24 protein-coding genes and 1 riboswitch are annotated in these 25,994 nt (G+C 73.0%); of the genes, 6 read left to right on the top strand and 18 right to left on the bottom strand.

Translation table 11 applies throughout. From position 1 onward, the window contains the following. Nucleotides 1-44 precede the first annotated feature (44 nt). The 3 genes from C892_RS32430 to C892_RS0124335 form a co-directional block, all read right to left on the bottom strand. Nucleotides 45-230 (bottom strand): hypothetical protein, encoded by a 186-nt coding sequence (locus C892_RS32430; protein WP_026124604.1) that lies wholly within the window; start codon nucleotides 228-230, stop codon nucleotides 45-47. A 226-nt stretch (nucleotides 231-456) separates the two neighbouring features. Further along, nucleotides 457-684: a hypothetical protein gene (locus tag C892_RS32425; RefSeq protein WP_026124603.1), complete on the bottom strand. Its 228-nt coding sequence runs from the start codon at nucleotides 682-684 to the stop codon at nucleotides 457-459. A gap of 57 nt (nucleotides 685-741) precedes the next feature. Further along, nucleotides 742-2,889, bottom strand: coding sequence for a terpene synthase family protein (locus tag C892_RS0124335; protein WP_239647514.1), 2,148 nt, complete (start codon nucleotides 2,887-2,889; stop codon nucleotides 742-744). A gap of 315 nt (nucleotides 2,890-3,204) precedes the next feature. On the opposite strand from C892_RS0124335, the gene C892_RS29495 reads away from it, so the two are divergent. Beyond that, nucleotides 3,205-4,311, top strand: a complete 1,107-nt coding sequence (locus tag C892_RS29495; RefSeq protein WP_239647513.1) for a hypothetical protein — start codon at nucleotides 3,205-3,207, stop codon at nucleotides 4,309-4,311. Between the two features lie 212 nt (nucleotides 4,312-4,523). Here the strand turns inward: C892_RS29495 and C892_RS0124325 are convergent, their stop codons facing one another. After that, nucleotides 4,524-5,330 (bottom strand): family 1 encapsulin nanocompartment shell protein, encoded by an 807-nt coding sequence (locus tag C892_RS0124325; RefSeq protein WP_017559325.1) that lies wholly within the window; start codon nucleotides 5,328-5,330, stop codon nucleotides 4,524-4,526. A gap of 79 nt (nucleotides 5,331-5,409) precedes the next feature. Further along, on the bottom strand, nucleotides 5,410-6,408 hold the full coding sequence (locus tag C892_RS0124320) for a Dyp-type peroxidase (RefSeq protein ID WP_017559324.1): 999 nt from the start codon (nucleotides 6,406-6,408) through the stop codon (nucleotides 5,410-5,412). A 295-nt stretch (nucleotides 6,409-6,703) separates the two neighbouring features. Between C892_RS0124320 and C892_RS32665 the strand changes: the two genes are divergently transcribed. After that, nucleotides 6,704-8,290 (top strand): OmpA family protein, encoded by a 1,587-nt coding sequence (locus tag C892_RS32665; protein ID WP_026124602.1) that lies wholly within the window; start codon nucleotides 6,704-6,706, stop codon nucleotides 8,288-8,290. A 122-nt stretch (nucleotides 8,291-8,412) separates the two neighbouring features. Here the strand turns inward: C892_RS32665 and C892_RS0124310 are convergent, their stop codons facing one another. The 7 genes from C892_RS0124310 to C892_RS0124280 form a co-directional block, all read right to left on the bottom strand. After that, nucleotides 8,413-9,075 carry a hypothetical protein gene (locus C892_RS0124310; RefSeq protein WP_017559322.1) on the bottom strand — a complete coding sequence of 221 codons (663 nt, stop codon included), beginning with the start codon at nucleotides 9,073-9,075 and terminating at the stop codon, nucleotides 8,413-8,415. Between the two features lie 486 nt (nucleotides 9,076-9,561). Beyond that, nucleotides 9,562-10,476: a phosphotransferase enzyme family protein gene (locus C892_RS0124305; RefSeq protein WP_051060604.1), complete on the bottom strand. Its 915-nt coding sequence runs from the start codon at nucleotides 10,474-10,476 to the stop codon at nucleotides 9,562-9,564. A gap of 11 nt (nucleotides 10,477-10,487) precedes the next feature. Beyond that, the gene (locus tag C892_RS0124300; RefSeq protein ID WP_017559320.1) at nucleotides 10,488-10,967 is read right to left on the bottom strand and encodes a nitroreductase family deazaflavin-dependent oxidoreductase; all 480 of its coding nucleotides are present in this window, start codon (nucleotides 10,965-10,967) and stop codon (nucleotides 10,488-10,490) included. 134 nt (nucleotides 10,968-11,101) lie between these two features. After that, nucleotides 11,102-11,566: an ATP-binding protein gene (locus C892_RS0124295; protein WP_017559319.1), complete on the bottom strand. Its 465-nt coding sequence runs from the start codon at nucleotides 11,564-11,566 to the stop codon at nucleotides 11,102-11,104. Nucleotides 11,567-11,781: 215 nt separating this feature from the next. Continuing rightward, the gene (locus C892_RS0124290) at nucleotides 11,782-12,585 is read right to left on the bottom strand and encodes a GntR family transcriptional regulator (protein ID WP_017559318.1); all 804 of its coding nucleotides are present in this window, start codon (nucleotides 12,583-12,585) and stop codon (nucleotides 11,782-11,784) included. Between the two features lie 86 nt (nucleotides 12,586-12,671). Next, nucleotides 12,672-13,364, bottom strand: a complete 693-nt coding sequence (gene deoC / locus C892_RS0124285; RefSeq protein ID WP_017559317.1) for a deoxyribose-phosphate aldolase — start codon at nucleotides 13,362-13,364, stop codon at nucleotides 12,672-12,674. Between the two features lie 80 nt (nucleotides 13,365-13,444). Beyond that, nucleotides 13,445-14,350, bottom strand: coding sequence for a ribokinase (locus tag C892_RS0124280; RefSeq protein WP_017559316.1), 906 nt, complete (start codon nucleotides 14,348-14,350; stop codon nucleotides 13,445-13,447). A 225-nt stretch (nucleotides 14,351-14,575) separates the two neighbouring features. Here C892_RS0124280 and C892_RS0124275 point away from each other — a divergent pair, with 225 nt between their 5' ends. Further along, nucleotides 14,576-15,544, top strand: coding sequence for a nucleoside hydrolase (locus C892_RS0124275; protein WP_017559315.1), 969 nt, complete (start codon nucleotides 14,576-14,578; stop codon nucleotides 15,542-15,544). Between the two features lie 12 nt (nucleotides 15,545-15,556). Here C892_RS0124275 and nadE read toward each other — a convergent pair whose 3' ends face one another. From nadE to putP, 3 genes are all read right to left on the bottom strand, one after another. Next, the gene (nadE, locus tag C892_RS0124270) at nucleotides 15,557-16,387 is read right to left on the bottom strand and encodes an NAD(+) synthase (RefSeq protein ID WP_017559314.1); all 831 of its coding nucleotides are present in this window, start codon (nucleotides 16,385-16,387) and stop codon (nucleotides 15,557-15,559) included. Between the two features lie 122 nt (nucleotides 16,388-16,509). Beyond that, on the bottom strand, nucleotides 16,510-17,067 hold the full coding sequence (locus C892_RS0124265) for a putative glycolipid-binding domain-containing protein (protein WP_026124600.1): 558 nt from the start codon (nucleotides 17,065-17,067) through the stop codon (nucleotides 16,510-16,512). Nucleotides 17,068-17,245: 178 nt separating this feature from the next. Beyond that, the gene (gene putP, locus C892_RS0124260) at nucleotides 17,246-18,790 is read right to left on the bottom strand and encodes a sodium/proline symporter PutP (protein ID WP_017559312.1); all 1,545 of its coding nucleotides are present in this window, start codon (nucleotides 18,788-18,790) and stop codon (nucleotides 17,246-17,248) included. Nucleotides 18,791-19,006: 216 nt separating this feature from the next. Continuing rightward, nucleotides 19,007-19,173, top strand: a riboswitch (cobalamin riboswitch). 93 nt (nucleotides 19,174-19,266) lie between these two features. Here putP and C892_RS0124255 point away from each other — a divergent pair. Both C892_RS0124255 and C892_RS0124250 read left to right on the top strand, forming a co-directional pair. Further along, nucleotides 19,267-20,259 (top strand): ABC transporter substrate-binding protein, encoded by a 993-nt coding sequence (locus C892_RS0124255; protein WP_017559311.1) that lies wholly within the window; start codon nucleotides 19,267-19,269, stop codon nucleotides 20,257-20,259. A 2-nt stretch (nucleotides 20,260-20,261) separates the two neighbouring features. Then, nucleotides 20,262-21,326, top strand: coding sequence for a FecCD family ABC transporter permease (locus C892_RS0124250; protein WP_017559310.1), 1,065 nt, complete (start codon nucleotides 20,262-20,264; stop codon nucleotides 21,324-21,326). A gap of 48 nt (nucleotides 21,327-21,374) precedes the next feature. Here C892_RS0124250 and C892_RS0124245 read toward each other — a convergent pair whose 3' ends face one another. Beyond that, nucleotides 21,375-22,130 carry an MHYT domain-containing protein gene (locus tag C892_RS0124245; protein WP_017559309.1) on the bottom strand — a complete coding sequence of 252 codons (756 nt, stop codon included), beginning with the start codon at nucleotides 22,128-22,130 and terminating at the stop codon, nucleotides 21,375-21,377. Nucleotides 22,131-22,342: 212 nt separating this feature from the next. Between C892_RS0124245 and C892_RS0124240 the strand changes: the two genes are divergently transcribed. Beyond that, complete coding sequence (locus C892_RS0124240) at nucleotides 22,343-24,505, top strand: phosphocholine-specific phospholipase C (protein WP_017559308.1); 2,163 nt, start codon at nucleotides 22,343-22,345, stop codon at nucleotides 24,503-24,505. Between the two features lie 3 nt (nucleotides 24,506-24,508). Here C892_RS0124240 and C892_RS0124235 read toward each other — a convergent pair whose 3' ends face one another. Beyond that, entirely contained in the window at nucleotides 24,509-25,336 is an 828-nt protein-coding gene (locus tag C892_RS0124235) for an alpha/beta fold hydrolase (RefSeq protein WP_017559307.1), read from the bottom strand. Nucleotides 25,337-25,548: 212 nt separating this feature from the next. Then, a complete protein-coding gene (locus C892_RS0124230; protein ID WP_017559306.1) occupies nucleotides 25,549-25,896 on the bottom strand; it encodes a VOC family protein in 348 nt (115 codons plus the stop codon). Between the last annotated feature and the right edge of the window lie 98 nt (nucleotides 25,897-25,994).

Here is a 25,994-nt window from a genome sequence, read left to right as displayed (position 1 = left end):
CGCGCCTGACGATCGGCCGGAGCGGAGGCCGCACCCGTGCCGTCCTAGGGCTTCGGCGGCATGGGCGGAACGGGAAGGTCGACAAGGCGGGCGAGGGCGGCCGTGACGGGAGCACAGTGGCCGGGCAGGTGCCTGGACGACCAATCGGCCGCCCGCGTGAGGAAGTCGGCCAGGTCACGCTCGACACCGGTGAGCAGGTGGCGGAGCTCGGCCACGCGCAGCTCGACCACCGGACTGTCACTCTGCTCGGCGTTGACAGTGAGCCGGACCGTGTCGCCGAAGCGCTCTGCGGTCGGTGATACAGGGGGTGGCCGAATCCGAGCAGGCCGCCGTCCTCGACAAGCCGGTGCCAGTCGCGCCACTCCTCCAGGCCATCACAGCAATCGGGCAGGAAGGTGACGCCTGTCGAGTGGTCGGTGGCCCGCAGGCCGACGGGTGCGATGAGGTCGTCGCACGTCAGCAGTCCGCAGAGGAACGAGGCGAGTGCGGCGGTCGGTTGAGGCGACCGATCCCGTCGGGGTCGATGTCGTTGTCGTCGGCGATGCGCATCATGGCCGCCCCGACCTCGGCCGGTGAGAGCTCACCACTGAGGGGCAGGAAGTCGAACGGCTCGATCTCGGCGATCGGCCAGAGGTCGAAGCCGTCAGGCGTGTACATCTCCAAGACGGGCTGCATCACGATCACACGGCGAAGTGTCCCGTATCCCGTGCCCGTACCGCCTCCCGTTTTCGCCCGGCACGGCTAAAGCGTCAGCGGGCGGCGGTAGGAGGCGTCGACGGGGCCCCTCGAGGGGTGGAGGGGGTGGGGTTCGGGGAGGAGGTACGGGCGCCTCCTGGGGCGGTTGTACCGGTCGGTCCTGCGGTACCACTCGTTGTCGCCGGCCATCCAGGTCTTCAGGGCTTCCACATGCCTGTGGACGGCCTCTCGGGTCGGGGCGTCGAAGGACGTCCGGTCGAGGGCCGACGGCAGGTCGGCCTCCGCGCTGCGGAAGTCGGCCACGCGCTCGGTGAACAGGGCGTAGGCCAGGTCGACCGCCTCCTGCACCGTGCAGTCGAGGAAGCGCCGGATCGCCACCACCCCGTTGGCGGCCCCGTCCTCCTCTTCGGTCTCCTTGCGGTAGGAGTGGACGTCGTTGCGGATCCCCACCGTGTCGGCGAACGCCGCGTGCAAGGGGTGGAGAAGGGCCGATCCGAGCAGGGCCTGGAGGCCTGAGGAATGGGACCCCTCAGCGGAGGCGTGCAGCATCAGGGCGATGGAAAGGTCCGCCCTGGACGTCGTGCGGCGCGTTTCGAGGTGGTCCACGGGATCGAGCGTCCGTACCCGGATCATGTCGTCCAACTCCCACAGGTGGGATCGGGCGAAGGCGACGACGCCGGAGCGGAACCGTCGCCGCAGGGCCTCCGGCATGTCGGAGGAGGTCGTGCGCCACAGATCGGCGACGGCGGCTTCGATCCGGTCGCGACGGTTGCGGGGCGGAGCAGGCACGCGAGACGCGCAGGGCACGTCTGTGAGGGGCATGAGGGCGGGCAGGCGGCTGACGAACGCGCGCGCGGCGGCGAGCTCCCCCTCGTCGTTCAGCGCCGGTCCGGTGGCCGAAGCGAAATGGTCGTCGACGGCCATGAGGCAGACGTTCCAGAGCGCCGCGCGGCACAGCCGCTCCTCGGTCGCATCGGGAAGCGTCAGGGCGGCCAGGAGGGGGACGTCGTCGGCGGTGAAGGTGTGCTCGGTCCAGACGGGTGCCGTCGACGCGTCCGTGCCCGTGGAGATGAGGCCGACCCCGCGCGCCCACCGGCGGGCCCTCTTCCGTGCGGCTTCGACGTGCGGGTTGATCCGGTGCGCCCACGGCAGGTCGAAGGGCGGGAGCCGGAACGGGTGGCCTAGAGAGGACGGGGGAAAGGTCGGCGGCCGGGCGGCTGAAGGGGCGGCAGGGCGGAGGGTGAGGACGGCGGCCGCTCCCTGCCCCGTCTGCCTCGCCTGCGTCATCGATGCGCGGTACCGGCCCGACCTCTGGTGCCACTCGACGATCCCGGCCTGCCAGTCCTGCAGGCCCCTGAGGTAGTCCGCGATCGCCGCGCACTCCCCCGGGGACAGGTCGTGGTCGGCCAGCCAGGCCGGCGCTTCGGACGCCGACATCTCCTCGAAGCGCCGCATCCTCGCGGTGCGCAGCCCGTTCACCCGCTCGGCCGCCTCCTGCGGCGGGACGCCGAGGGCGTACTCCAGCGCCGACACGGCGTTGTCCAGCGCCCCCTCGTCCTCGGTCTCCCTGCGATAGGAGTAGAGGTCGTTCACCAGGTGCGCCGCGTCCGAGAAGCATGCGCGCAGGGAGGCGAACCGCCGCGCCCCCAGCACCCGGCCGGGCGGCGCCTCAGGGCAGGTGACAGCGACCAGCTGCATCGCCCATACCGCGGCGCCCGATTCCCTCCGCCGGGACAACAGCCGCAATGGGTGGGGAGCCGATACGCCCGGCATCCCTTGCAGGCCGGACTCGGAGACGATGAGCGCGCGCGTCGCCGCGGCGAAGCCGTCGAGCAGGTGTTCCGGGGCGGTCGCCGCCGTGCGCGGCCAGAGATCGGCGAGCCCGGCCTCGGAGGCGGAACGCGGACAGTCGGCGGGCGGTGCCTTCCCGTCGAGGAACCGCGCCAGGCGTTCGGCACGCTCCGCGGCGCAGTACCGACCGTGCAGGCCGTACCGACCTTGCCGGCCGTCCCGGAGATCGCGGCGGAACCGGTCGGCCGTGAAGAACAGCCATGTGTACCACTGGGTGAGCAATTCGAGCTCCGAAGCCGATGCGTCGGGATGCGCATAGGCACCGAGGAGGCCGGTGTCCATGGAGTCGAATTCCTCCTCCGACCACGCCGCCCCTGCCCGCCCCCTCTGACCGGCGAGCATGCCCACCCCTTTGGCCCACTCTCTTCCACAGGCGCGGGCCGCTTGGATATTGACGTTCAATCGCGCCGGATACGGGCGGTACAGATCGGGGACGACATAGGGCTGCGCCATGGGCCCGGCTCCGCTCTCTACGGGTCAGGAGACACCCCTCTGCGGTCAACCCTGCTCGGAGCGCACATGCCGCGTCAACGCGAACGGAGAATGACGGGACGTTGTACCGGTTTTCCCGGATAGCGGACGAAACACCGTTTTCCTCCCGCCCGTTTCTCGCGCATCCGCCTGCGGATGCGCCGACCGCGCGGCTACTCTCCCGCCATGGGAAGCCGAGCGCATTACGTGATCATCGAAGACGGCCGCCACCGGAACCTCTACTCCCAGTGGGGCGCACACGAAATCGACCTGGACCTTCTCCCCGGCCCCGGAAGCGCCCTCCGGTTCGCCCGGGCGCAGCATCCCGTCGAGGCCTGGACGGACGCCGAGATGTGCGACGGGGCCGCCCTGTTCGACCTGGACACCCGCACACTGCTCTGGTTCGGCCACTGCGACGGCGACCCCGCGGTCCGCACGGCCGCCCTCATGGCTCTGCGCCGCACCTGGCCCGGCTGGACGGTGGAGTGGGCCTACAACGGCCTGATGGACGTGGTGGCCCGCCTCGGCACGGACCCCGCCGCGATCCGGGCGCCGCGCGCCATGCCCGTGGCCGACGACCTGCGCACCCCCGAGGACTTCCACGCGGCCTTCCCTCAGATGCGCCTGGGCCCCGAGGCGTACCCTCCCGGCTCCCTGCTCCCCCGGGAACTGCCGCTCGGCCCGATCGGCCTCGGGGAGGCGGACCCGGACGAGCCATGGGGTTCCGTCCTGCTCACCGTTCGGCAGGAGGGCCGCGTCAGCGCCTATGACGTGGACGGCACGCCGGCGATCATCGCGGAGAACGGGGCGGAGCGCGTGTTCGAGTACCTCGCCTCCTGGACCCCCCGCACCCGCCTGCCGCGGCCCCCCGTCGCCGGCGTCCACCTGGACGCGGACGCGCGCCGGGCCGGCGTCTGGACCTCGTACCCGGACCTGCTCGGTGAACCGGCCATGTCCGCCGCGCTCTGGCCCTCATGGCGGTGGGACCTGTGGCAGGACCGGTCCGGCGAACAGCTCGAGCGCTGCGACGGCGCGGTGGCGGTCCCCGCCCCCGACCTCTGCGCGGGGTTCGACCGCCTCTCCGAGCGCTTCACCAAGCACCAGGACGGCGGTTCCGCGGTGGAGGGGATCTCCATGCTGCTCTCGGTGGTCGGCGGCCTGCGGGCCGCGGCCGAGGAAAAGGGGGCCCGACTCCGCGCCGATACCGGTGCCGCCATGCTGCACCGACCGATCGACCTCGAAGAGCACGAGCGGAAGGCGGCCGAGACGGCGATCGAGGAGGTCCGGCCCTGAGCCGGGATTCGCCCCCGGAGTCCGGCCGGGTCCGTGGAGCCGCCCCGTTCCGTGGTTTCCCCGTCCCCGGATTCCCCGTCGGCGCGGAAATGTCGACAAATCGACGAATCGACGTGGAGACATTTCCAGCGGAACTCTCGGGACGACTTTATCGGTTCCGCTCTTTCCGTGGGGCCGGTGACCGAAATCGGCACCCGCGCCGCGGACGCCCGCTATGCCGGGAGCGGCACCGCGGCCTCGGCCGCGAAGAGCAGGAACGCAAGGGTCTCGCGCAGGTAGAGGCGGACCTGGGTGGCGTCGTGGTCCAGGTACCCGATGGACAGGTCCTCCCCCAGGCGCAGCTCGAAGTCGCCGCCCCGCAGCGACAGCACGAGGCCGCCCGAGAGCGACGGCGCCCACACGATCCCGCCGTCCACGAGCTCCTTCAGGTGGTCCCTCACCGGGTAGCCGTGGATGCTCGTGTCGGACACCGCCGTGTAGGCGTCGGCGTCCAAGAGCAGGGCGTACGGCCCGTCCACGCCCTGTTCGCGCAGCAGGCGCAGGGCCCGCCCGACGGCGTCGGGGTACTCGCGCACCGACTCCGGCAGCTGCACCGCGGCGTTGGAGGAGCCGGAGGCGATGCCGGTGAACCCTGCCGCCTCGTAGCCGCGGACGACCGCGGTGTCCTCGGCCAGCGCCATGCTCTTCACCGCGTCCTTCACCGGCTGCCAGTCGGCGTCCTTCGCCCCGCGCTCCACGGCGTCGATCTCTTCGCGGCTCAGCACGAAAGGGATCTCCAACTCGACCAACGGCACGGACTCCCGCACACGGGCGAGGACGTCCTCGCCCGGGGGAGCCGCGGGATAGGACCGCCCGGTGCCCACCGATGCCAGGTCCGACCCTGCCGGGTCGGGCACGTCGACCACCTTGCGAGCGGCCGCATGGCGCCGGAAGGTCCGGCGCGCCTCCTCCTCCAGGTCGGCCCATGCGGCGCCGGAGACCGGCGCCAACCACCGGTGGAGGTTGTCTCGCGTGCCCATTCGGGCCTCCTCTCCGTCGTCTCCGTCGTCCGGGTCAGAGCGGGTCCTGTGTGCGCGGCCCTGCGCGCTCCTCAGGGCCTCAGAGGCCTCTCAGGCCGCCGATCCCCAGGGACCCGTTGCCGGACCCGTCTTGGGGCGCGTCCGGCATGTCGTCGAGGAAGTCGAGTGTGGGGACGTGGAACAGCCCGCCGGTGAGCGCCGTGGAGAAGTCGAGGATCCGGTCGTACGTGCCCGGCGGATCCCCGATGAACATGTTCTCCAGCATCCGCTCGGTCACGTCCGGCGTGGAGGAGTAGCCGATGAAGTAGGTACCGAACTCCTCCTCCCCCACCCGGCCGAACGGCATGTTGTGCCGGACGATCTTGCGCTCGGTGCCGTCCGGGTCCGTGATGGTGTTCAGCGCGACGTGCGAGTCCGCGGGCTTGGCGTCGTCGTCCATCTCGATGTCGGTGAGCTTGGTGCGGCCGATGACCGCCTCCTGCCGCTCGGTCGTCAGCGCCTGCCAGGCCGCCATGTCGTGGAGGTACTTCTGCACGATCACGTAGCTGCCGCCGGCGAAGGCCGGGTCCTCGTCGCCGATGCGCACCGAGTCCTCGGCCTCGGTGTCGGTCGGGTTCTCCGTGCCGTCGACGAACCCCAGCAGGTCGCGCTCGTCGAAGTAGCGGAACCCGTGCACCTCCTCGACGATGCGCAGCGCCGGCCCCGCGGCCGCGGTGATCTGCAAGGCCAGTTCGAAACAGACGTCCATCTGCCCCGCGCGGATGTGGAAGAGCAGGTCGCCGGGGGTGGACGGGGCGCGGTGCACCCCGCCGTCCAGCTCCCGGAACGGGTGCAGGCCCGCCGGGCGCGGCCCGGTGAAGAGCCGGTCCCAGGCCGCCGACCCGATGCCGGCCACGCAGGCCAGCCCGCTGTTCAGGTTGCGGAAGCCCACGGACCGCTGCAGCGCCTCCAGCGACCCCAGCACCTCGCGCGCGCCGTCCTCGCCGCCGGGCGGGACGACCGCGGTCAGGAAGATCGCGGAGCGGGTCAGCGGCGCCAGCACCGGCTGCGGCCGGGGGCGCCCGGGGGCGCTGGGCATGGGCTCTCCTCGCGGTCGGCGGTTCCGCCCGCCGGCCGCCGGGGCCGGGAGCGGGCGCGTCCCCACCGGGTCTACCCGTGGCAGGTCAATGCGGGGTCGGCCGCGGCCCGGCTGCGGGTCAAGGCGGCGCGGTGCGACGCTGAGGCGGCACAGGGGCCGCACAGGAACGGCACGGAGACGAAGCGGCGCGGGGCCGGACCAAGCGGGCCCGGGAGACCCCGTTTCGCGCCGACGCGCCCGTGTGCCCCAGGATGTTGACCGACACGTCCCCCTCAAACGATCGGAGTTCACCCGCATGGCGCGGAAACGGGCCCTCTCTGCGGTGGCGCTGGCGGTGTCGGGCGCTCTCCTGCTGAGCGGTTGCAGCGGCGACTGGTCCGACTGGTTCGGAGGCGGCCCGCCGGAGGTCACGGAGGAGTTCCCCTACACCAAGGAAGGGCGCATCTTCCAGGACACCGGGCAGGACAACGAGATGCGCTTCTCCATCACCGGTCTGGAACGCACCGACGACTACACGGTGATGCACTACGAGATCTCCTACCCCGACGGCTTCAACGGCGCGAACCGCAACCTGAGCATGCCCCACACGCTCGTCGACACGGTCACCGGGCGGGCCTGGCGCCAGTACTTCGACGCCGACGGTCTCAAGTACGGATCGGTCAGCCCCAACGGGGACGGCCTGTACCCGGTGCACGACGGCGTCACCAACGAGTACCGGCGCTACTTCCCCCGCCTCCCCGACGAGGTCCGGCAAGTGACGTTCGTCGGCAGCGGCCTGGGGGCGATGACCGGCATCCCCGTCCAGGACGTCGAGGAGGAGCGGGCCGACCCGGAGGACCCCAACGGGCCGGACCACCTGACCGTCGACGATCCGCCGCCCGCCGGCGAGGACCTGGTCTTCGAGAACCGCCGCCCCGGGGAGGACGCCACCGCCGAGGAGGGCGAGGTGGAGAGCTTCGTGGACTCGGAGATCGCCTCGACCACCCGTGACGGCGACACCGAGACCATCTCGCTGCACTCCGACGTCATGTTCGAGTTCGACGAGTACGAGTTGACGGCCGAGGCCGAGGACGTCGTGCGGCAGGCCGCCGCGTCGCTGGCCGCCAACGTCGACCCGGACGACCCCGCCATCACCGTGATCGGCCACACCGACGGCAAGGGCACCGACGCCTACAACCAGACCCTGTCGGAGAAGCGCGCGGAGACCGTCCGGGACCTGTTGCAGGAGGAGATCGACGGGGACTACACCTACGAGGTGGAGGGGCGCGGCAGCAAGGAGCCGATCGCCCGTGAGGGCGGTCCCGACGACGAGCAGGCGCGCGCCCGCAACCGCCGGGTGGAGTTCTCCTACACCGTCACCACCGCCGACGAGGAGGACGTCGAGGAGGAGGACCAGGCGGTCGACGGCGGCCTGGGCGTGGCCGACCGCCACGTGAACTGGCCCGCCCCGTTCAGCGACGACCCGGGCGGCGCGGCCGCGAGCGCCGAGAAGGACGGCGTGACGCTGGACGTGTACCCGCTGGTGCGGGACGGCGCCTATGTGATCGGCACTGTGGAGCTGACCAACACCACCGACGAGGCCCTCACTCCGGACATGGGCGGCCTGGACCAGAAGGTCGCCGGCGGGCCCGAGCAGTTCAGCAAGGGCTCTCTGGGCGGCTTCCAGCTTCTGGAGCCCGAGACGGGGCTGGTGCGGTACGTGGCGCAGATGAACTTCGGCGACGGCGTCTACGACGGCTTCGCCGAGGAGGTGCACCGGCTCCAACCCGGCAACACCTACCAGCTGGTCGCCGTGTTCCCGGCTCCCGGCAAGGACGTCGAGGAACTGGACCTGCGCGCCGGACCCTTCGGCGTCCTGGAGGACGTACCGGTGGAGGGCTGAGGCCTTCGCCGGTCCCCGCCGGCCCTCCCTTGTTGATCTCGGGGAACTCGGCCTTATGACGGCCCCCTTAAGGCCGACTTTCCCGAGATCAACAAGGGAGGGGGCGGGCGGCGGGGGACCGCCTAGTTCCCCTGCATCCGCTGGCCCGCCTCCAGGGCGATCTGCTCCAGGTCCTGCTGTTCCAGGTCGCCGCCGGTCGCCGCGGCGGCCACGTGGACGTCGCCCGGCAGGGTGAGGAAGACGTACCGGGTGGTGTCGCCGGCGGTGGCCATGTACTCCAGCTCGCCGCCGACGGCGTCGGCGTCCTCGGAGTGGTAGGTGTCGCCGTAGACGTCCACGTCGACCTCCCAGTTGGCCTCCTCCTGCCCCGCGGAGACCTGCACCACCTGCGCCAGGTCGGTGGTGTCGACGTTGACCGCGTACACCACGGCGACCGACTCGCCCTGCCCCGACCACACGCAGCCGAGCCGCTCGCTGTCCTCGACGCCCTCGACCGCGCCGGTCTCCTCCTCCAGCTGCGCCCCGGCCGGTACGCTGCCCCCGACCAGCTCGGCGGCGCCCGCCTCGGCGCAGCTCGCGGGAAGGGCGGGTGCCTCGGCGCCCTCGGCGTCCGCCGACGGGGAGGCCGAGGGGACCACCTCGCCCAGGTCGGGCAGCTCCAGCTCGCCGACCTCGCCGCCGAAGTCGACGGACCCGCTGCAGCCCGCCAGCAGCACACCGGCGGCGGTGAGCGCGCCGGCGGCCGACGCGGCGCGGGTCAGAGGGGAGGAGGACGGGAGGGGCATGGGGGACTCTCCGGCTCGGGGCGGCTGCCGCGCGGGGATCCGGCGACATCTCGGACGACACACCGCACGGTAGCAAGAAGCGTCAGGCCCGGCGGGCCCACGCGGGTCCGGGGCCCGGTCGCACACCGGGTGCGCCCGGGGCCCGGACCGCGCCGCTCCGGCCGGTCCCACCGGGTGTGGACGGATCGCCTGCCAGGTGGCGAACACCCGGGACACGTTCCGGAGCGGGTCGGGACACGTGTTTCGAGGCGCGCGACCGCTGGGCCCCTCCCCTGTCTCGCGCGGTTGGCGACGCCCCGTTGATCACCCCACGTGAGCGGAATCCTTCGGCGGACAGGATCGATCTTCCCATGTTGGAATGTCAACATTCTTCGGTCACGGCTACCGGATCCGGCCAATTCCCAGGGATGCCGCTCATCCGAGCGCGTCCCGCCCGTCCGGAGCCGTTCCGGCGCGCCCGTTCCGTGGCGACCGAGGGTGAAGAGGCTAGAAGGGGCGCCAGCGGACCGAGGGGGCCCCGTCCCTCAGTGAGGCGACGCGCCGTTCGAACTCCGTGCGGGCCTGCGGGCGGCCCGGGGCGTGCTGGGCGACCCACGCCGCGCTCGCGGTCTCCCGCGCCCCGCGCAGCACCGCCGCCCCCTCCCACAGGGCCACGTCCCACCCGTAGACGGCGGTGAAGGCCCGGTACTCCTCGGCCGGCATTCCGTACCGGTCCCGCATCAGCCACATGACGACGAGGTCGTGCTCGCGCATGTCGTCGGCGAAGGTCTCCAGGTCCACCAGGACGGGGCCGTCGGGCCCCACGTGCACGTTGCGCAGCAGGGCGTCGCCGTGCACGGGGCCGGGCGCGAGCGGCGGGTCCAGCACCCTGAGCCGTTCGGTGAAGGCGTCGCGCCGCTCCTCCAGGTAAGCGGCGTCGGCCGGGTCGATGTGCCCCTCGGCGGCGGCGAGCCAGCGCTCGACCCCGGAGAGGAGGTCGCGCGAGGGGAGGGCGAAGGGCGGCCGCTCCAGGGCGTGGACCCGCCGCAGCAGCCCTGCCAGGTCCGCACCGCCCGGCGGACGCACCGGGTCGGGCAGGCGCCGCCAGAAGGAGACCGGGTGCCCGTCGACGAGCCGGGGTTCAGGCGCCCCCTCCGCAGGGCGGACGGCGGGCACGCCCTCTTCGGCGAGCCACGATGCGACCCGCACTTCGCGCCGTGCCCGTTCCAGGAGGGCGGGGTCCCGACCGACGCGCACCACGACCCCGGGGCCGTCGAGCGCGAACACCGCGTTCTCCCCCAGGGCGATCTCCCGAGCGCCTTGAGAGGGATATCCGGCCTCAGCGCACGCCCGCTCCAGCACGGCACGGGCGGCTGCACCGTCGAACACCCCGCGCTCCTTCCCCACGCTCACGTCACGCATGTCCGGCGACACTACCGGCGGGGCTCGAAGCGGACGAAGGGCAGGCGGCGCCCCGCCTCCCGGAAGTCGGCCTCACTCCCATCGACGCGGAACCCCATGAAGCCCGCCAGCGCTCTGGCCGAGCGCGCATGGCGATGCGCATAGCGGGCCATCGCTTCGGCCCCCTCTTCGGCCCTGAGAGGGCGTGCGGTCACCCGCATGCGCTTGACGCCCACCTGGATAACGGCCTTGGGCTCGGCGAGCAGGTTCCGGTACCAGTCCGAACGGGGGCCGAACCCGGAGCACACCGTGTAGGTGCCCTGCGGGGCGTCCCGGTCCACCACTTCGACGACCGTACGGCGCACGAGCCCCGAACGGCGACCGATGTGGCTGAGCATCAGGAAGCGCCTGCCCATGAGCCACCCGAGGTTCCACCGGTACAGGTGGGTCGGGGCGCGGAACAATGCCTTCGACAGGCCCGTCGGCCGCTTCGGCCTGCCGGTCTCCTCCATGGCCCCTCCCCTGCGCGCCTTGAGCGGGAGGGTACCGGTCCGCCCCCGTCATCCCTTGGAGGCGGCGCCAGTGGCCGCGTCGGTGGCGGCGTCGGTGGCGGCGTCGGTGGTGGAGGAGCCGATGGCGGAGCCGCTCAGGAACGCGACCGCTCGGTAGGGAACTCAGCCCAGGTGGCCATCGCGCCCGTGCCGTCGTGGGGGGCGCGGCCCCATTCGCTGCTCAGGGCGGCGGCCAGGAACAGTCCCCGGCCGTCGGGGCGGCTCAGCGTCGGGGCGAGCACCCGCGCGGCGGTCGCCGGGCGGTCGGCGCAGGCCCCCTGGTCCACCACGGTCAACCGCACCGGGGCCCCGTAGCCGCCGGTGAGCTCCACGTCCACCACGCCTCCCGGCCTGCCGGAGGCGGTGTGCCGGACGGCGTTGCCGAAGAACTCGCTGACGACCACCTCGACCGCGTCGGCGGCGTCGGGGAAGGGCCGCATCACCGAACGCGCCCACAGGCGGGCCTCACGGCACTGCTCGGGCACGCCGGGGAAGGTCCGGCGCGCATCCAGCGCCGGGGGGTCACCGACCATGGACGTGGCGTCTCCGGTCTCGTTCATCAGGCCACCGCCGGGGGCACGCCGCCGCGCCGGGGCAGAGCGGGCGGCCGGTTCGGAACGGCTCCGCGCCGCCGTGCGCGCCTGGCGGTGCGGGACGGTGCGGGACCCTGTGCAGCCGGACGATATCGGACTCCCCACCCCGAGACCACTGCAGGGCCGATAGCGGCCGGAAGGCGTTCCCCTGCCGTCCCGCCCGCCCCTGTGGGCCCCGCGGCCTACCGGGCCCGGCGCGCCCCTCCCACCGGCCCGCGGTCCAGGAGCGAGGTGACCTTCACGCGTGTGCTGTCGATCCACACGTCCGAGTACTCCACCGCGTGCCCCCGGCGCGTGTAGGTCACCTGCTCCAGGTAGAGCACGGGGGCGCCGGGCTCCAGGCCCAGCGCTTCGGCGGCCTCGTCGCGCGCGGGCTCGGCGCTGAAGGAGCGGCGCCCCTCGGTGATGTCCAGTCCGTAGCGCTGTTCGAGGGTGCCGAACAGCGACTCCCGGGAGAAGTCGACCCCTTCGATCTCCGGGCACAGGTCCGCCCGCACATAGTTCACCAGGTAGGCGAGCGGCCCCTCGTCCCCGTGGAAGACCCTGACCAGGCGCAGCCCGGGGGTGTTGGCCTCCGCGCCGAGGAGCGCCTGGACGGTCAGCGGCAGGCGCACCAGGCGCGCGTCCACGACCTCGGCCCGCACCTCGATGCCCTGGTCCCGGAAGTCCTCCGACAGCGAGCGCAGCCGCTGGGCGATGGAGGGCTCGGCCTTGCCGGAGGTGACGAAGGTGCCGCGGCCGCGGGACTGCACCAGCAGGCCCTCGTCGGTGAGCGCGGCCAGCGCCTTGCGCACCGTCCCCCGGTTCACGCCGAGCTCGCGGGCGAGGGCGGGTTCGGCGGGGAGCTTGAAGTGCGGCGGCCACGCCCCGCTCGCGATGCGCTCGCGCACCGCCCGGGCGATCTGCACGTTCAGCGGCTCGGGTGCACCGCGGGAGACCGCCCCGGCCAGTCCCGCACCGCCCCCGGCGGCGTCCACGCCGTCCACTTCGTCCCTCCGTGTCCCACTTTCGCTCCCCGGCACCCTACCGACACGCGACCCGACGACCGGCAGGTTCTCCCCCTCAGGCGCGGTCAGTACGCCCCCGAGCTCTCGCCCCCGCTGACGATGGCCACACCGGAGCTGGTGCCGAGCAGGGAGGCACCGGCCTCCAGCAGCGCGCGCGCCTGCTCCCGGGTCTTGATGCCCCCGGAGGCCTTGACCTTCACCCCTTCACGCACCCGGGCGGCCAGGTAGGCCACGCTGTCGGGGTCGGCCACCTCGACGGCGCCACTGCTGGCGTTCTTCAGGTAGGCGGCGCCCGCGTCCATGGCCAGTTCCACGGCACGCTCGCGCTCGGCGGGTGTCAGCAGCGGCAGCTCCAGCATGACCTTGACCGGGACGCCGGCGGCGACCACTCCGGCGATGTCGTCGTGGAACTCCTTCTCCATGCCGCTGCGCAGCCAGCCGATCTGCACCCCCATGTCGATCTGCCCGCCGCCCGCGGCGGCGATGGCGCGCGCTTCGGCGGCCTTGCCCTCGGACGTCATGACGCCGACGGTCGGGAAGTCGAGCGCGGAGGCCACGGCGATCCCCGTGCCCTTGAGGACCTCGGAGGCCAGGCGGGTCCAGGACGCCGGGATCATCGCGGCGTTGAAGCCGTAGCGCGCCGCCTCTTCACAGTGGGCGACGATGTCGTCCCGCGTCAGGCCGGCGTCGATGGCGGTGTGCTGGATGTAGGGCGCCAGGGATGCGGCGTCGGTCGCGGTGGCCTGTGCGTCGGTCATGGTCCTTCTCCTCGTTCGTGGGGCCGCGCCTCGTCGGCGGACGGGGCCCGGCGGCGGTGCTCTCTTCAGCCGAGCCCTCTTCAGCCGATGAGGGCGTCGATGTCCGCGGGACGCCCGAGCCCCGGCAGCGCCTCGTGGCGGGAAACGGCGAACGCCCCCGCCGCGACGGCGCGCTGCACGGCCGCGTCGAGCGCGAACCCGGCGCACACGGCGGCGGCGAGGGCCGCGTTGAAGGCGTCCCCCGCGCCGGTGGTGTCGGCGACGCACGTGGGTCGCACGGCGGGCACCCGGGTGCGCGTCCGCCCGTCGTCGGCCCACGCCCCTTCGGCACCGCAGGTCAGCACGGTGGCGGCGGAGGGGAAGCGGACGCGCAGCGCGTCCAGGAGCCGCTCGGGCCCGGCCTCCTCCCCCAGACCGGTGAGCAGGCGCGCCTCGCCGAGGTTGGGGGTGAGGTAGCCGACGAGGGCGGCGTCGGCGTCGGACAGGTCGCGGGCGGGGGCGGGGTTGAGCAGGGCGGGGGTGCCGACGCGGTGCGCGGTGCGCAGGGCGGCCGAGACGGTCGCGGCGGGGATCTCGTTGCACGTCATCATCAGGTCCGCCTCGGCGATGCGTCCGGCGAAGCCCTCGACGTGCTCCGGGCGCAGCTCGTCCAGCGCACCGGGGGCGATGACGATGCGGTTCTCCCCGTCGCCTTCGACGAGGATCACCCCGACCATGGTGGCCGCCCGCGCGGTGACCACGGAGCGCGCGTCCACGCCCTCGGCGCACCACAGGTCCCGTGCCTCGTCCCCGAAGGCGTCCGGGCCGATGGCCGTCAGGAGGGACACGTCGGCGCCGAGCCGGGCCGCTCCGATGGCCTGGTTCGACCCTTTTCCGCCGGGCCCGGAGGCGAACACACCGCCGCCGAGGGTCTCCCCGGGATCCGGCATCCGGGGCGTGCGCATGGTCAGGCCCGCGCCGTAGCTGCCGACGACCGCGATCCGCATACTCTCACCCGATCTTCGCAAGGGGGGGGGTAGACATCTCTGTACATTTGTACCCCATGCACGGTGTCCACTTCCACGCGCCGTTCCACCGATATGACCGATTGACGCACGTCAGATCCGTGGCATAGCGTGCTCTGGCGACGCGCGGACGGGAGGCGGCGGCCGGTCGGCCCCCGGAGGGCGCAGTCGACAAAGGATGGACACATCGCGCTCCCGGAGGGGTCAATGCCCGTTCCCCTGATCATCGACACCGACACCGCACAGGACGACTGCGTTGCACTGCTCGCCGGACTCCTGGACCCGGAGGCAGACCTGCGCGCGATCACGATGGTGGCCGGGAACGTCGGGTTCGAGCGCCAGGTGCGCAACGCCTACCTGACCCTCAGCGCCGCCGGGCGCCTCGGCGAGGTCCCCATCCACCTGGGCTGCCGCCGCCCGATGGTGCGCCCCTGGGTGAGCGCCGAGGACGTGCACGGCGACGGGGCCGGCGGCCTGACCATGGACGACGCCGACCTGTCCCCCGAGGACGAGCACGCCGTGGACGCCCTGGTACGGCTGGCCGCCGAGAACCCGGGCGAGCTGTCCATCGTGGCGATCGGCCCGCTCACCAACATCGCCACGGCCGTGGTGAAGGACCCTCGCTTCGCCGAGAACGTCAAGGCGCTCTACGTCATGGGCGGGTCCAACAACGGGCGGGGCAACATCACCGCCGCCGCAGAGTTCAACTTCTACGTCGACCCGGAGGCGGCCAAGACGGTCTTCGCCGCCGGCTTCGACGTCACCGTCGTGCCCTGGGACCCGCTCACCCTGCGCCAGGCTGTGTTCGGGGAGGAGCGGCTGGAGGAGATCGCGGCGCTGGGCACCCCGCTGTCGGACTTCTTCACCCGGGTGTGCGCGGCGACGCTGGAGTTCGACCGCAGCGTCGGCATCGACGGCACCACCCACCCCGACTCGCTCACCGCCGCCGTTCTGCTCCACCGCGGCCTGGTGCGCGCCTCGTCCCGGTACCACGTGGACGTGGAGACCGCGGGCGAGCTGACCCGCGGCTACTCCGCGATGTCGTGGGGCGTCCACGGCCTGGAGCCCAACGCCGAGGTGGTCGAGGAGATCGACGCCGAGGGGTTCTACGCCTACATCAAGGACCTGCTGTCCACCCCGACCACCCCGTCGCGGGAGATCCGCGCCCCGCAGTAGGCGCGGGGAGCGCTAGGGGGCCGTCGGCAGCGCGCGCTTGTGCGCGGTGGCCCGGTAGCGCGCCACGAGGGCCTCCTCGGCGCGGGCGTCGACGGGGAGGCCCTCCAGGAAGTCGTCGATCTGGTCGTAGGTGAGGCCGAGCGCCTCCTCGTCGGGCTTCTGCGGGCTCAGCGACTCCAGGTCGGCCGTGGGGGTCTTGTCCACGATGTCCGCCGGAGCGCCCAGCTCGGCGGCGACCGCGCGGACGCGACGCTTGGTCAGCCCGGTGAGCGGCACCAGGTCGGCGGCTCCGTCGCCGAACTTGGTGAAGAAGCCGGTCACCGCCTCGGCCGCGTGGTCGGTGCCGACCACCAGGCCGCCGGCCGCCCCGGCGACGGCGTACTGGGCGGCCATCCGCTCGCGCGCCTTGGCGTTGCCGATGACGAAGTCCCGGGCCGAGTCGCCCGCGTAGTCCAGGCCGGCCTTGTCCAGGGCGTCGGCCAGCCCGTCCGTGGCGGGACGGACGTCGACGGTCAGGATCCTGTCCGGGGCGATGAAGCCCAGCGCGCGCTGGGCGTCGTCCTCGTCGCGCTGCACCCCGTAGGGCAGGCGCATGGCGATGAACTCGGCGTCCCCGCCGCCCTCGCGCACCCGCTCGGCGGCCAGCTGGCACAGCCGCCCGGCGGTGCTGGAGTCGACGCCCCCACTGATCCCCAGCACCAGCGCGCGGGCACCGGTGGAGATCAGCCGCTCGACGAGGAACGCGACGCGGCGCTCGATCTCCCGGCGCACGTCGAACTCCGGGGCGACCTCCAGGTCGCGGATGATCTCACTGCGGGCGTCGCTCAGGTCGGGTGCGCTCATGTGGGTCCTCCCCGGGGCTGCGTCTGTCCTCGGAGGATTATCCCGCTCCCGGGCAGGGCACCGGGCATCGGGGCCTGAAGCGGGCCGACAGGGGGCCGGGAGGGGCCGGGGTGCGCCGACGCTCACGCGGCGCGCGTGTACATGCCTTCGAGGTCGAAGGGAACCCCCTCGCGGTCGACGGTCACCCGGACGGTGCCCAGCGCCTCGTCGCTGATCTCGTAGCACTGGCGTCCCCCGGCCGGCTCCAAGCGGGTGCACCGGCGGGCGATCTTGCGCACCGTCAGGCCGGGAACGTCGACCCACGCCATCGCGATCTCGCGCGCCTCCCCCTTGCGCAGGCCCAGCCTGCGGACGGGAAGGGTCACCGTCAGCGGGGTGCAGGAGGCGCACACGTCCACGCAGCCGTCGAGGTCGGGGCGGCGTGTCCCGTCGACGCTCCACTGCGCCCCCGCGCGGCACAGCTCCACCGCCTTCATGCCCTGATCGGTCACGGCCTCAAAGCGCGCACGGAGGACCTCCCAGGCCAGGTCCGTGCGCACGGTCAGGCGGCCGCCGAAAGGGCGCTCCCCCGCGGCGGCCTCCGTCGCCTCCAGGCGGAAGCCGTCGCGCTCGGCGATGACCGTGCCCACACCCGTGCCCTCGCCGCCCAGGCGGCGCCATGCAGCGGGATGCTCACACATGCGTCTGTTCTACCGTTCGCCCCCGTTACGCACCAGAACGCCCCCATCACAATGCATGAACGGAGGGCGATCCGGAGATGGGACGCCGAAACGGCGGTGCGCATGCGGAAGGGCCCCGCGCGGACGGTACGCGGGGCCCTTCCTTGTGAGGGGGGCGTGGTCGGATCGGACCGCGCCGTCAGGCGGACCCGGCCCTCTGCTTGGCGCCGCGGTACTCGGCGTCCACGCGGTCGAAGTCCTCGGCCATCCCGTCGGTCGCCTTGGCGAGCCCGTTGAAGACGAAGATCGCCGCGACGCTGACCACGACCGCCGGGACCATCGCGTACAGGCCGGTCTCCAGCACCTTCTCGTCCAGGACGTCCCAGATGACCGCGGTGGCGCCGCCGCCGACCATCCCGGCCAGCGCGCCGGTCCAGGTCATCCTCTTCCAGTACAGCGACAGCAGGATCACCGGGCCGAAGCCGGCGCCGAACCCGGCCCAGGCGTAGCCCACCAGGTCCATCACGGTGTTGTTCCCGCTCAGCGCGATCCCGGCGGCGGCCACCGCCACCGCCACGACCGCCAGCCGGCTGACCCACACCAGGGTCAGCGGCGAGGCGTCGCGCTTGAGGAAGGCCCGGTAGCCGTCCTCGGTGAGCGCCGAGGAGGCGACCAGCAGCTGGGAGTCGGCGGTGCTCATCACCGCGGCCAGGATGGCGGCCAGCAGCAGCCCGGCCACCCACGGGTTCATCAGGGCCTGGATGAGCGAGGGGAAGACGTTCTCGGCGTTGTCCAGCTCGCTGTCGAAGCCGAAGTAGGCGACGCCGGCGAAGCCCATGACCACGGCCAGGGTCATCGCCGAGACGGCCCAGGCCACGCTGACCGCGCCGGCCCGCGGCACGTCGCCCACCGAGCGGATGCCCATGAAGCGGGCGAGGATGTGCGGCTGGCCGAGGTAGCCGATGCCCCAGGCCAGACCGGAGATGACGACGACCGGGGCGAGGACGGCGCCGGTGTCGAGCGCCCCCTGGCCCTGGAAGCCGCCCAGGACGGAGGAGAGGCCGCCGGTGCCGCGCTCGGCGTCGCCGGTGATCGCGACGATGGCCACGATCGGCACGACGAGCAGCGCGATCCACATCATGACGGCCTGCACGACGTCGGTGTAGCTGACCGCGAGGAACCCGCCCAGGAAGGTGTAGAGCACCACGATCGACACGCCGGCCACGATGGCGACGGCCGAGCTCAGACCGAAGACCTGCTCGAAGAGCCCGCCCATGGCCACCAGGCCGGAGGCGACGTAGAACAGGTAGAAGGCCAGGATGAGCAGGGCCGAGACGCCGCGCAGCAGACCGGTGCGGTCGCCGAAGCGGTTCTCCAGGTAGGAGGAGAGCGTCAGGGAGTCGGACTCGCCGCCGCTGCGGGCGTCGGTGGCGCGCTCGGTGTACACGCGCAACCGGCCGGCGATGAGGATCCAGCTGCCGGCGAAGCCGAGCGCCAGGCCCACGGCGATCCAGGCCTCTCCCAGGCCCGACAGGTAGATGGCACCGGGCAGCCCCAGCAGGAGCCAGCCGCTGAAGTCGCTGGCGTTCGCGCTCAGGCCGGCGACCCAGCTGTTGAGCCTTCGGCCGCCGAGCACGAAGTCCGACAGCGACACGGTTCGCTTGTACACCCACAGACCGATCCCCACCATCACCACGAAGTACGCGGCGAAGGTGAGGACGGACGCCAGCAGTGACTGGTCCACGCCTGGCCCCCTTTTCTCCAGCTCAGGATGGTGACGACCACCGCATCCTGTACTCCGCGTCACGTGCGGCGCAATGACCGATATGCACTTCGCCACTCCTTCGAGATACGGCCGTCACATTCGTCCTCCATAGTTGTCCGACCAGCCAGAACATGGCCGAGCAGTTGTCCGATCGCACAGCGCGGACCTGCCTTCTCCCGCTCTGGGCCCTCCCCGTACGCTGGTGCCGCGACGGGAGCCAGGAAGCCGGTGCGAGTCCGGCACGGTCCCGCCACTGTGACCGGGGAGCCGACCCCGCTGGAGGCCACGGCGCGCGAGCGCTGGAAGGCCGGGCGACGCGACGATCCGGGAGTCAGGAGACTGACCCGTCGCGGAACGTTGCCGACCAGGGGCGCGGACCCCGGAGAGGATGCACACGTGCACGGCCCTGCCCTGCCCTTTCCCGGACGCGCCCGGATCCCGGGAGAGGACCGGACGTGCACCTTCGACCCCCGCACGGCGCCCCCGCGCGCCTGATCGCCCTGACCGCGGCCGCCGCAGCACTGGCCGGCTGCGGCACCACCGGCGCCTCCGAGGAGGAGGCCGCCCCCGCAGAGGGCTACCCCGTCACGGTCTCCGAGTGCGACCGCGAGGTGACCGTCGACGCCCCGCCCGAGCGGGCGGTCACCCTGAACCAGCACGCCACCGAGGTGATGCTGGCGCTCGGCCTGGAGGACCGCATGGTCGGCACCGCCTACCTCGACGACGCGGTGCTGCCCGAGTACGAGCAGGCCTACGAGGAGGTCCCGGTCCTGGCCGACGAGTACCCCTCCTTCGAGGACCTGCTCGCCGCCGAGCCCGACTTCGCCTACGCCGGCTACCCCGGCAGCGCCTTCGACGAGGCCGAGGGGCGCGGCCGCGACGCCCTCGAGGACGCGGGCATGACCACCTACGGCAGCCTCGAGCAGTGCGCGGACGAGGTGGGCGTGGAGACCTCACACCAGGAGATCCGCAACATCGGCGAGCTCTTCGGCGTCGAGGACCGCGCCGAGGAGCTGATCGCCGGGATCGATGAGCGCCTCGCGGAGACGGACTCCCGGATGGAGGGCACCGAACCGGTCGACGTGCTGGTGGTGGACAACGTCGACACCACGGTCTTCACCTCCGGCGGCAAGGGGATCGGCACCGACATCATCGAGCGCGCGGGCGGGCGCAACGTCTTCGACGACGTCGACCAGGTGTTCTCCGACGTGTCCATCGAGCAGGCCGCCGACCGCGAGCCCGAGGCCATCGTCTTCTACGACTACGGCTCGATCACGGTCGAGGAGAAGATCCAGGCCGTCAAGGACGACCCCCTGCTCTCGGGCACCGAGGCGGTGCGCGAGGAGCGCTTCGCGGTCCTGCCGCTGTCCTCGGCGGTGGTGGGGGTGCGCATCGGCGACGCCGTCGCCGACGTCGCCGACCAGCTGCACCCGGGCGAGGACGGCTGAGCGTGCGCACCGCGACGGGGCGCCGCCCCGGCCTGCTCCCCCTGCCCCTGGTGCTGGGTCTGCTCGCGGGCGCGCTGCCGGTGGCGGCCACCTTCGGCGTGATCGTCGGCTCGGTGGACGTCTCCTTCGCCGACACCTGGCGCATCACCGCCCACCGCCTGCTGCCCGGGCTGGTCGAACCGGACTGGCCGCGCGCCCACGAGGCGATCGTGGTCACCGCCCGCGCCCCGCGCGTGCTGCTGGCGGCGATGACGGGCGCGGGGCTGGCCGGGGTGGGCGCCGTGCTGCAGACCCTGGTGCGCAACCCGCTGGCCGACCCGCTGCTGCTGGGCATCTCCTCGGGGGCGACCCTGGGGGCGGTCCTGGTGGTGATCGGCGGCGTCACGCTCTTCGGCGCCTACTCCATGCCGGCGGCCGCGTTCCTCGGCGCGCTGGGCACGCTCGTGGCCGTGTACCTGCTGGCCCGCACCGGGCGGCGGATGACGGTCACCCGGCTCATCCTGTCCGGGGTGGTCGTGGGCCAGGTGTGCTCGGCCATGGCGAGCCTGATGATCATGATGTCGGGCGACCCGCACGCCTCGCGGGCCGTCCAGCGCTGGACGCTGGGCGGCCTGGGCGGGACCACCTGGGAGGACCTGCCGCTGGCCGCAGTGGCGGTGGGGGTCGGGCTGCTGGCGACGGCCGCCGCCACGCCCGCGCTCAACGTGCTCCAGCTGGGCGAGGAGATGGCGCACGGCATGGGGCTGAGGGTGCACCGGTTCCGCGCGCTGATGTTCGTCGCCACGTCCCTGGCGACGGGGGTGCTCGTCGCCCTCTCAGGGCCGATCGGGTTCGTCGGGCTGATGATGCCGCACATCGCCCGGCTGCTGGTGGGGACGGACCACCGGCGCGCCGTCCCGGTCGCGGTCCTGCTCGGGGCGTCGTTCATGGTCATGGCCGACCTGGCGGCGCGCACGCTCGCCGCGCCCCAGGAGATCCCGGTCGGCATCCTCACCGCCCTGTGCGGGGCGCCCTTCTTCCTGTGGCTGATGCGCCGCGACGCGCGCGCGGGCAAGACGATGGGCTGAGCGGACCGTTCGGGGCCCTGGGCCTGGGCCGGTGCACCGGAGGAGCGGCTAGGGGACGGCGGCTTCTCCGGTGACCGGGCGCTCGTCGGGCAGGACCAGGAGCAGCAGGGTGCCCAGCACCAGGAAGGCGCCCGGACCGATCACCATCGGGGTCAGGAAGGCCAGGGCGGGGACGCCTCCGGACGCCTCGTGCCCCGGGGCGCCCGCCGCCTCCACGCGCACCCCGGCCATCGCGATGTAGTGCATGGCCGACACCGCGCAGCCCAGCAGCCCGGCCCCCAGCAGCGTGGCCGACAGCGTCCACCGCTTGCCCACGAACCACAGCGCGCCGCCCGAGGCGCCCAGCGCCACCACCGCGGCACCCGCGACGAACAGCGGCTCATGGGCCATCGCCGCGTCCATCCGCATCGAGGCCATGCCCATGTAGTGCATGGTGAGCATCGCCGTCGCGACCAGCACCCCGCCGACCGGCAGCACGACCAGGCGGCGCCACCGGCGGGCGACCACCACGGCCAGCGCGCCGGTCATCACGACCACGGGGACGGCGGCGCTGGCGGCGGTCAGCAGCGGGTCGTAGCGGATCGGGGTGCCGGGGACGCGGAACCCGAGCATCGCGATGAAGTGCATGGACCACACCGCCGCCCCGCCCAGCGAGAGCCCGCCCAGCGCGGTCCAGGCCGCCCGGGTCCGGCCCGAGGACGACAGCGCCCGCGAGGCGTACCTGAGGCCGAGGAAGGCCCCCAGCACCGACACCGCGCACGCCACCAGCGGCGTCCACACCCCCTGAGCGAAATGCTCCACCATGCCTGTTTCCCCTCGCGGCCCGCACTACCAGGCCGTTTCCCCCTACCGCAGAACGCCGCAGATCATCGCAACCCGTGCAGCGCACCCGCAATCCCTGCACAGCGGCCGTTCCCGGACAACGGCCGTTCTCCCGCGCTCCATCCGCGGGCCTTCCCGCCGCCCCCTCGCACCCCTAGCGTTCCCGGGCGGCACCGTCGGAAGGAGCACCACCCGTGTCCCAGCCCAGCCCCCGCCCCCTCTCCCGCCGCGGCCTGTTCGGCGCCGGCGCGGCCGCCGCCGGAGGGGCCGCCGCGCTCTCGCTGCTGCCGCCCTCCCTGCGCACCGCGCTCGCCGAGCCCGCACCGCCCGGCGGGGTCGGGCGGATCGAGCACGTGGTCCTGCTCATGCAGGAGAACCGCAGTTTCGACCACTACTTCGGCACCCTGCAGGGGGTGCGGGGGTTCGGCGACCGCAACGCCGTGCGCCTGCCCGACGGGCGGAGCGTGTTCGAGCAGGGGCCGCCCTCCGCACCGGTGCCGCCGTTCGGCGTCCGCGAGGCGGCCGAGCGGCAGCGGGAGGAGCTGCAGTACATCGGCGCCCTCGACCACTCCTGGCACGGCGGGCGCCGCGCGTGGAACCGGGGGCGGATGGACGGCTGGACCGCGGCCAAGACCGCCGCGACCATGGCCCACTACGACCGCCGCGACCTGCCGCTGCAGTTCGAGCTGGCCGACACCTTCACCGTCTGCGACGCCTACCACTCGTCGATCCACACCTCCACCAGCCCCAACCGCAACCACTGGATCAGCGGGTGGACCGGCTTCGAGGCCGACGGGAGCCGGGCGGTCGGCAACGACGCCTACGACGAGGGGCGCCACCCGGGCTACGACTGGACGACCTACCCCGAGCGCCTGCAGGAGGCGGGCGTGAGCTGGCAGGTGTACCAGGAATGGGACAACTTCACCGACAACAACCTCGACTTCTTCGCCCGCTTCAAGGCGATCGCCCGCAAGGCGCTGTCGAAGGCCGGGGACTACAGCGGCCTCACCGAGTTCTACGGCGATCTCGCCGGCCGGCCCGAGGACGAGCGCGAGCGCCTGCTGGAGCTGCTGGAGCAGGGCGTGGAGGCGCTCGGCCGCGATGAGCGCGTGCTGTACGACCGGGGGCTGCGCCGCGGAACGCCGGGGAGCCTCACCGACGCCTTCCGCTCCGACGTCGAGTCCGGACGCCTGCCCCGGGTCAGCTACCTGGTGCCCAGCTCGGCCGAGTCCGAGCACCCCGGCTCCTCCTCGCCCGTCCAGAGCGCCACCCTGACCTACCGCGTCCTCGACGCCCTGGCCTCCTCCCCCGAGGTGTGGGCGAAGACCGCGCTCCTGATCTCCTTCGACGAGAACGACGGGTTCTTCGACCACGTGCCGCCGCCGGTGCCCCCGCCCGGCACCGAGGAGGAGTACTGGGACGGCGCCCCCACCGGCCTGGGCGTCCGCGTGCCCATGCTGGTGGTCTCCCCCTGGAGCGTGGGCGGCTACGTGTGCTCGGAGGTCTTCGACCACACCTCACAGATCCGGTTCCTGGAGCGCGTGACGGGGGTGGGCGAACCCAACATCACGCCGTGGCGGCGCACCGTGTGCGGCGACCTGACCGGCGCGTTCGACTTCACCCGCGGCCGCCCCCAGCCGGCCGTGGAGGAGCCCGGCCCGGTCCCGGAGTTCACCCGGCGCTGGCGGCCGCGGCCTCCGGACCAGGGCACCGTGCCCGCGCAGGAGGAGGGGCGCCGCCCCGCGCGCCCGCTGCCCTACCGGCCCGAGGCCTGGGCCGACCACGACGCCGACGCGGCGGAGGTGGCGGTGGCCGCCTCCAACGCCGGCGGCTCCAGCGTGCACCTCATCCTCTTCGCCTACGCCGGTGAGCTGGACGAGCCGCAGCACCGCGACGTCGGCCCGGGCGCCGACGCGGGCGCGTGGACGGTCCCGGTCCCCGGCGACGCCTACGACCTGCTGCTGGTCGGCCCCAACGGGTTCCGACGCGAGTTCGCCGGGGGCGCTTCGCCCGATGCGGCGGGCAGCGCGGCCCGGGTGGAGGCCCGGACCGAGTCCAAGGGCCGCAGAGTGGTCGTCACACTGGCCAACCGCGGTGAGGAGGAGCTGGTGTTCACCGTCTCCCCCGACGCGCACGGCGGGAACGGGGGGCACGGAGAGCACGGGGAGCACGGGGAGAGGAAGGGCAAGAAGGAGAAGACCGTCCGGGTGTCGCCCGGAGGGCAGCACCGGGAGACCTGGCCTGCGGCGCCGACCCAGGGCTGGTACGACCTGACCGTGACCGTGGAGGGGGACGACGGCTTCCGCCGCCGCTTCGCCGGACACATCGAGAACGGCCGGGAGAGCGTGACGGGCTGATGCTCAGGCGGCGGCCGGGGCCACAGCGCGCGGGGCGGCGCCGCTCAGGCAGGTGCTCAGGATGGTGTGGGCCACCGCGCGCGGGTCGTCGTCCATCGGGACGTGCCCGCAGCCCAGAAGCCGCACCTCGCGCGCGTGCGGGATCGCCCGAAGGACCCGCCGCACCGCGCGCACCGGCAGGACGCGGTCGTTCTCTCCCCAGGCCACGGTGGCGGGGCAGGTCAGGACCGGGCCGCCGGTGAAGTTGTAGCGCACCACCTCGGGTGCGAGCCGGGTGTAGGGCGAACCGCGGGTCACCGCCGCCGGGTCCAGCCTGGCCAGCCCGCCGTGGGAGTCGCGCAGGCCGCCGTGCACCGCCAGGGTGGTCAGGGTGCGCACCGGGCGGCTGTCGATCACCGCGCGCCAGGCCCGGGCCGGGACCCGGGTGGCGACGTGCATGCCCCCCACCATGAGGCGGCTGCCCAGCATCTCCGCCCCGCGGGCGAAGCCGATCGGGGACAGGGCGGTCACCGAAGCGGCCAGCCCGCGCGCGCCGAGCTCCAGGGCGACGGCCCCGCCGAGGGAGTTCCCTGCCAGGTGCGGGCGGTGCAGCCCGGCCGCTGCGCACCACGCGGCGACCGCGTCGACCAGGGCGGGTATGCCGTAGGGGCCCTCGGGTTCGGGGCCGGGGGAATCACCGAACCCCGGCAGGTCCAGGGCATAGACCTCGTGCCGCCCGGCCAGGTCGTCCAGGACCGACTCCCACGCCTGGCGCCGGTGGCCCAGCCCGTGCAGGAGCACGAGGGGGTCGCCCCGGCCGTGCCGCTCGTAAACGATGTCTCGGTGGTCCATAAAGAAACGGTCTACCCGAGGTAACGAGTCGGCGCCAGCGAAGGCGCGCTCCGGGCGCCGCCCTGTCGCCTCCCCCATGCCCCGGAACAGCTGACACACCGCCCCCACAGGAGGGAAATGTGATATGCGACACATTTTCGCAGTGCATCTCAGTGCATCTCAACGCGCCCTGCCGTGCACTGGTGCGCCGCTCCTCCCCAGGAGAACCCCCTTCAGCGGTGGCTCAGCACATTGACCACCTTGCCGTCGGGGTCACGGACGAAGAACCGGCGGACCCCCCACTCCTCGTCCTGCAAGGGGTGAACGATCTCCGCCCCGCTGTCCCGCACGGCCGCATAAGCCGCGTCGACGTCGTCCACCTCCACGCTCATGTCGGGGACGACCGGAGCGGTCGCGTCACCGGTCATGAGGATGATCTGAGCCTTGGGCTCCGTGGGCGAGGCGAGCGCCACGACCCAGCCGAGGTCCATCACCTCCTCGAACCCCAGGAGCCCATAGAACTCCCGGCTCTCCTGCAGGTCCTGCGAACGGATGTCGGGCACCACGCGGCGGACGGACATCGACGGCTCCAATCGGAACGGGACCTCACCGCAGATCCGTGGACCGCCCCGTCACGGCGGCCCCTCTCTGCTCCATGCGCCCCATCCTCGCCCAGGGG

The organism is Nocardiopsis baichengensis YIM 90130 (assembly GCF_000341205.1).
Classification (GTDB): Bacteria; Actinomycetota; Actinomycetes; order Streptosporangiales; family Streptosporangiaceae; genus Nocardiopsis_A; species Nocardiopsis_A halophila.
The sequence above is the reverse complement of the archived record's forward strand: the minus strand, read 5'-3'. Positions and strand labels throughout refer to the sequence as shown.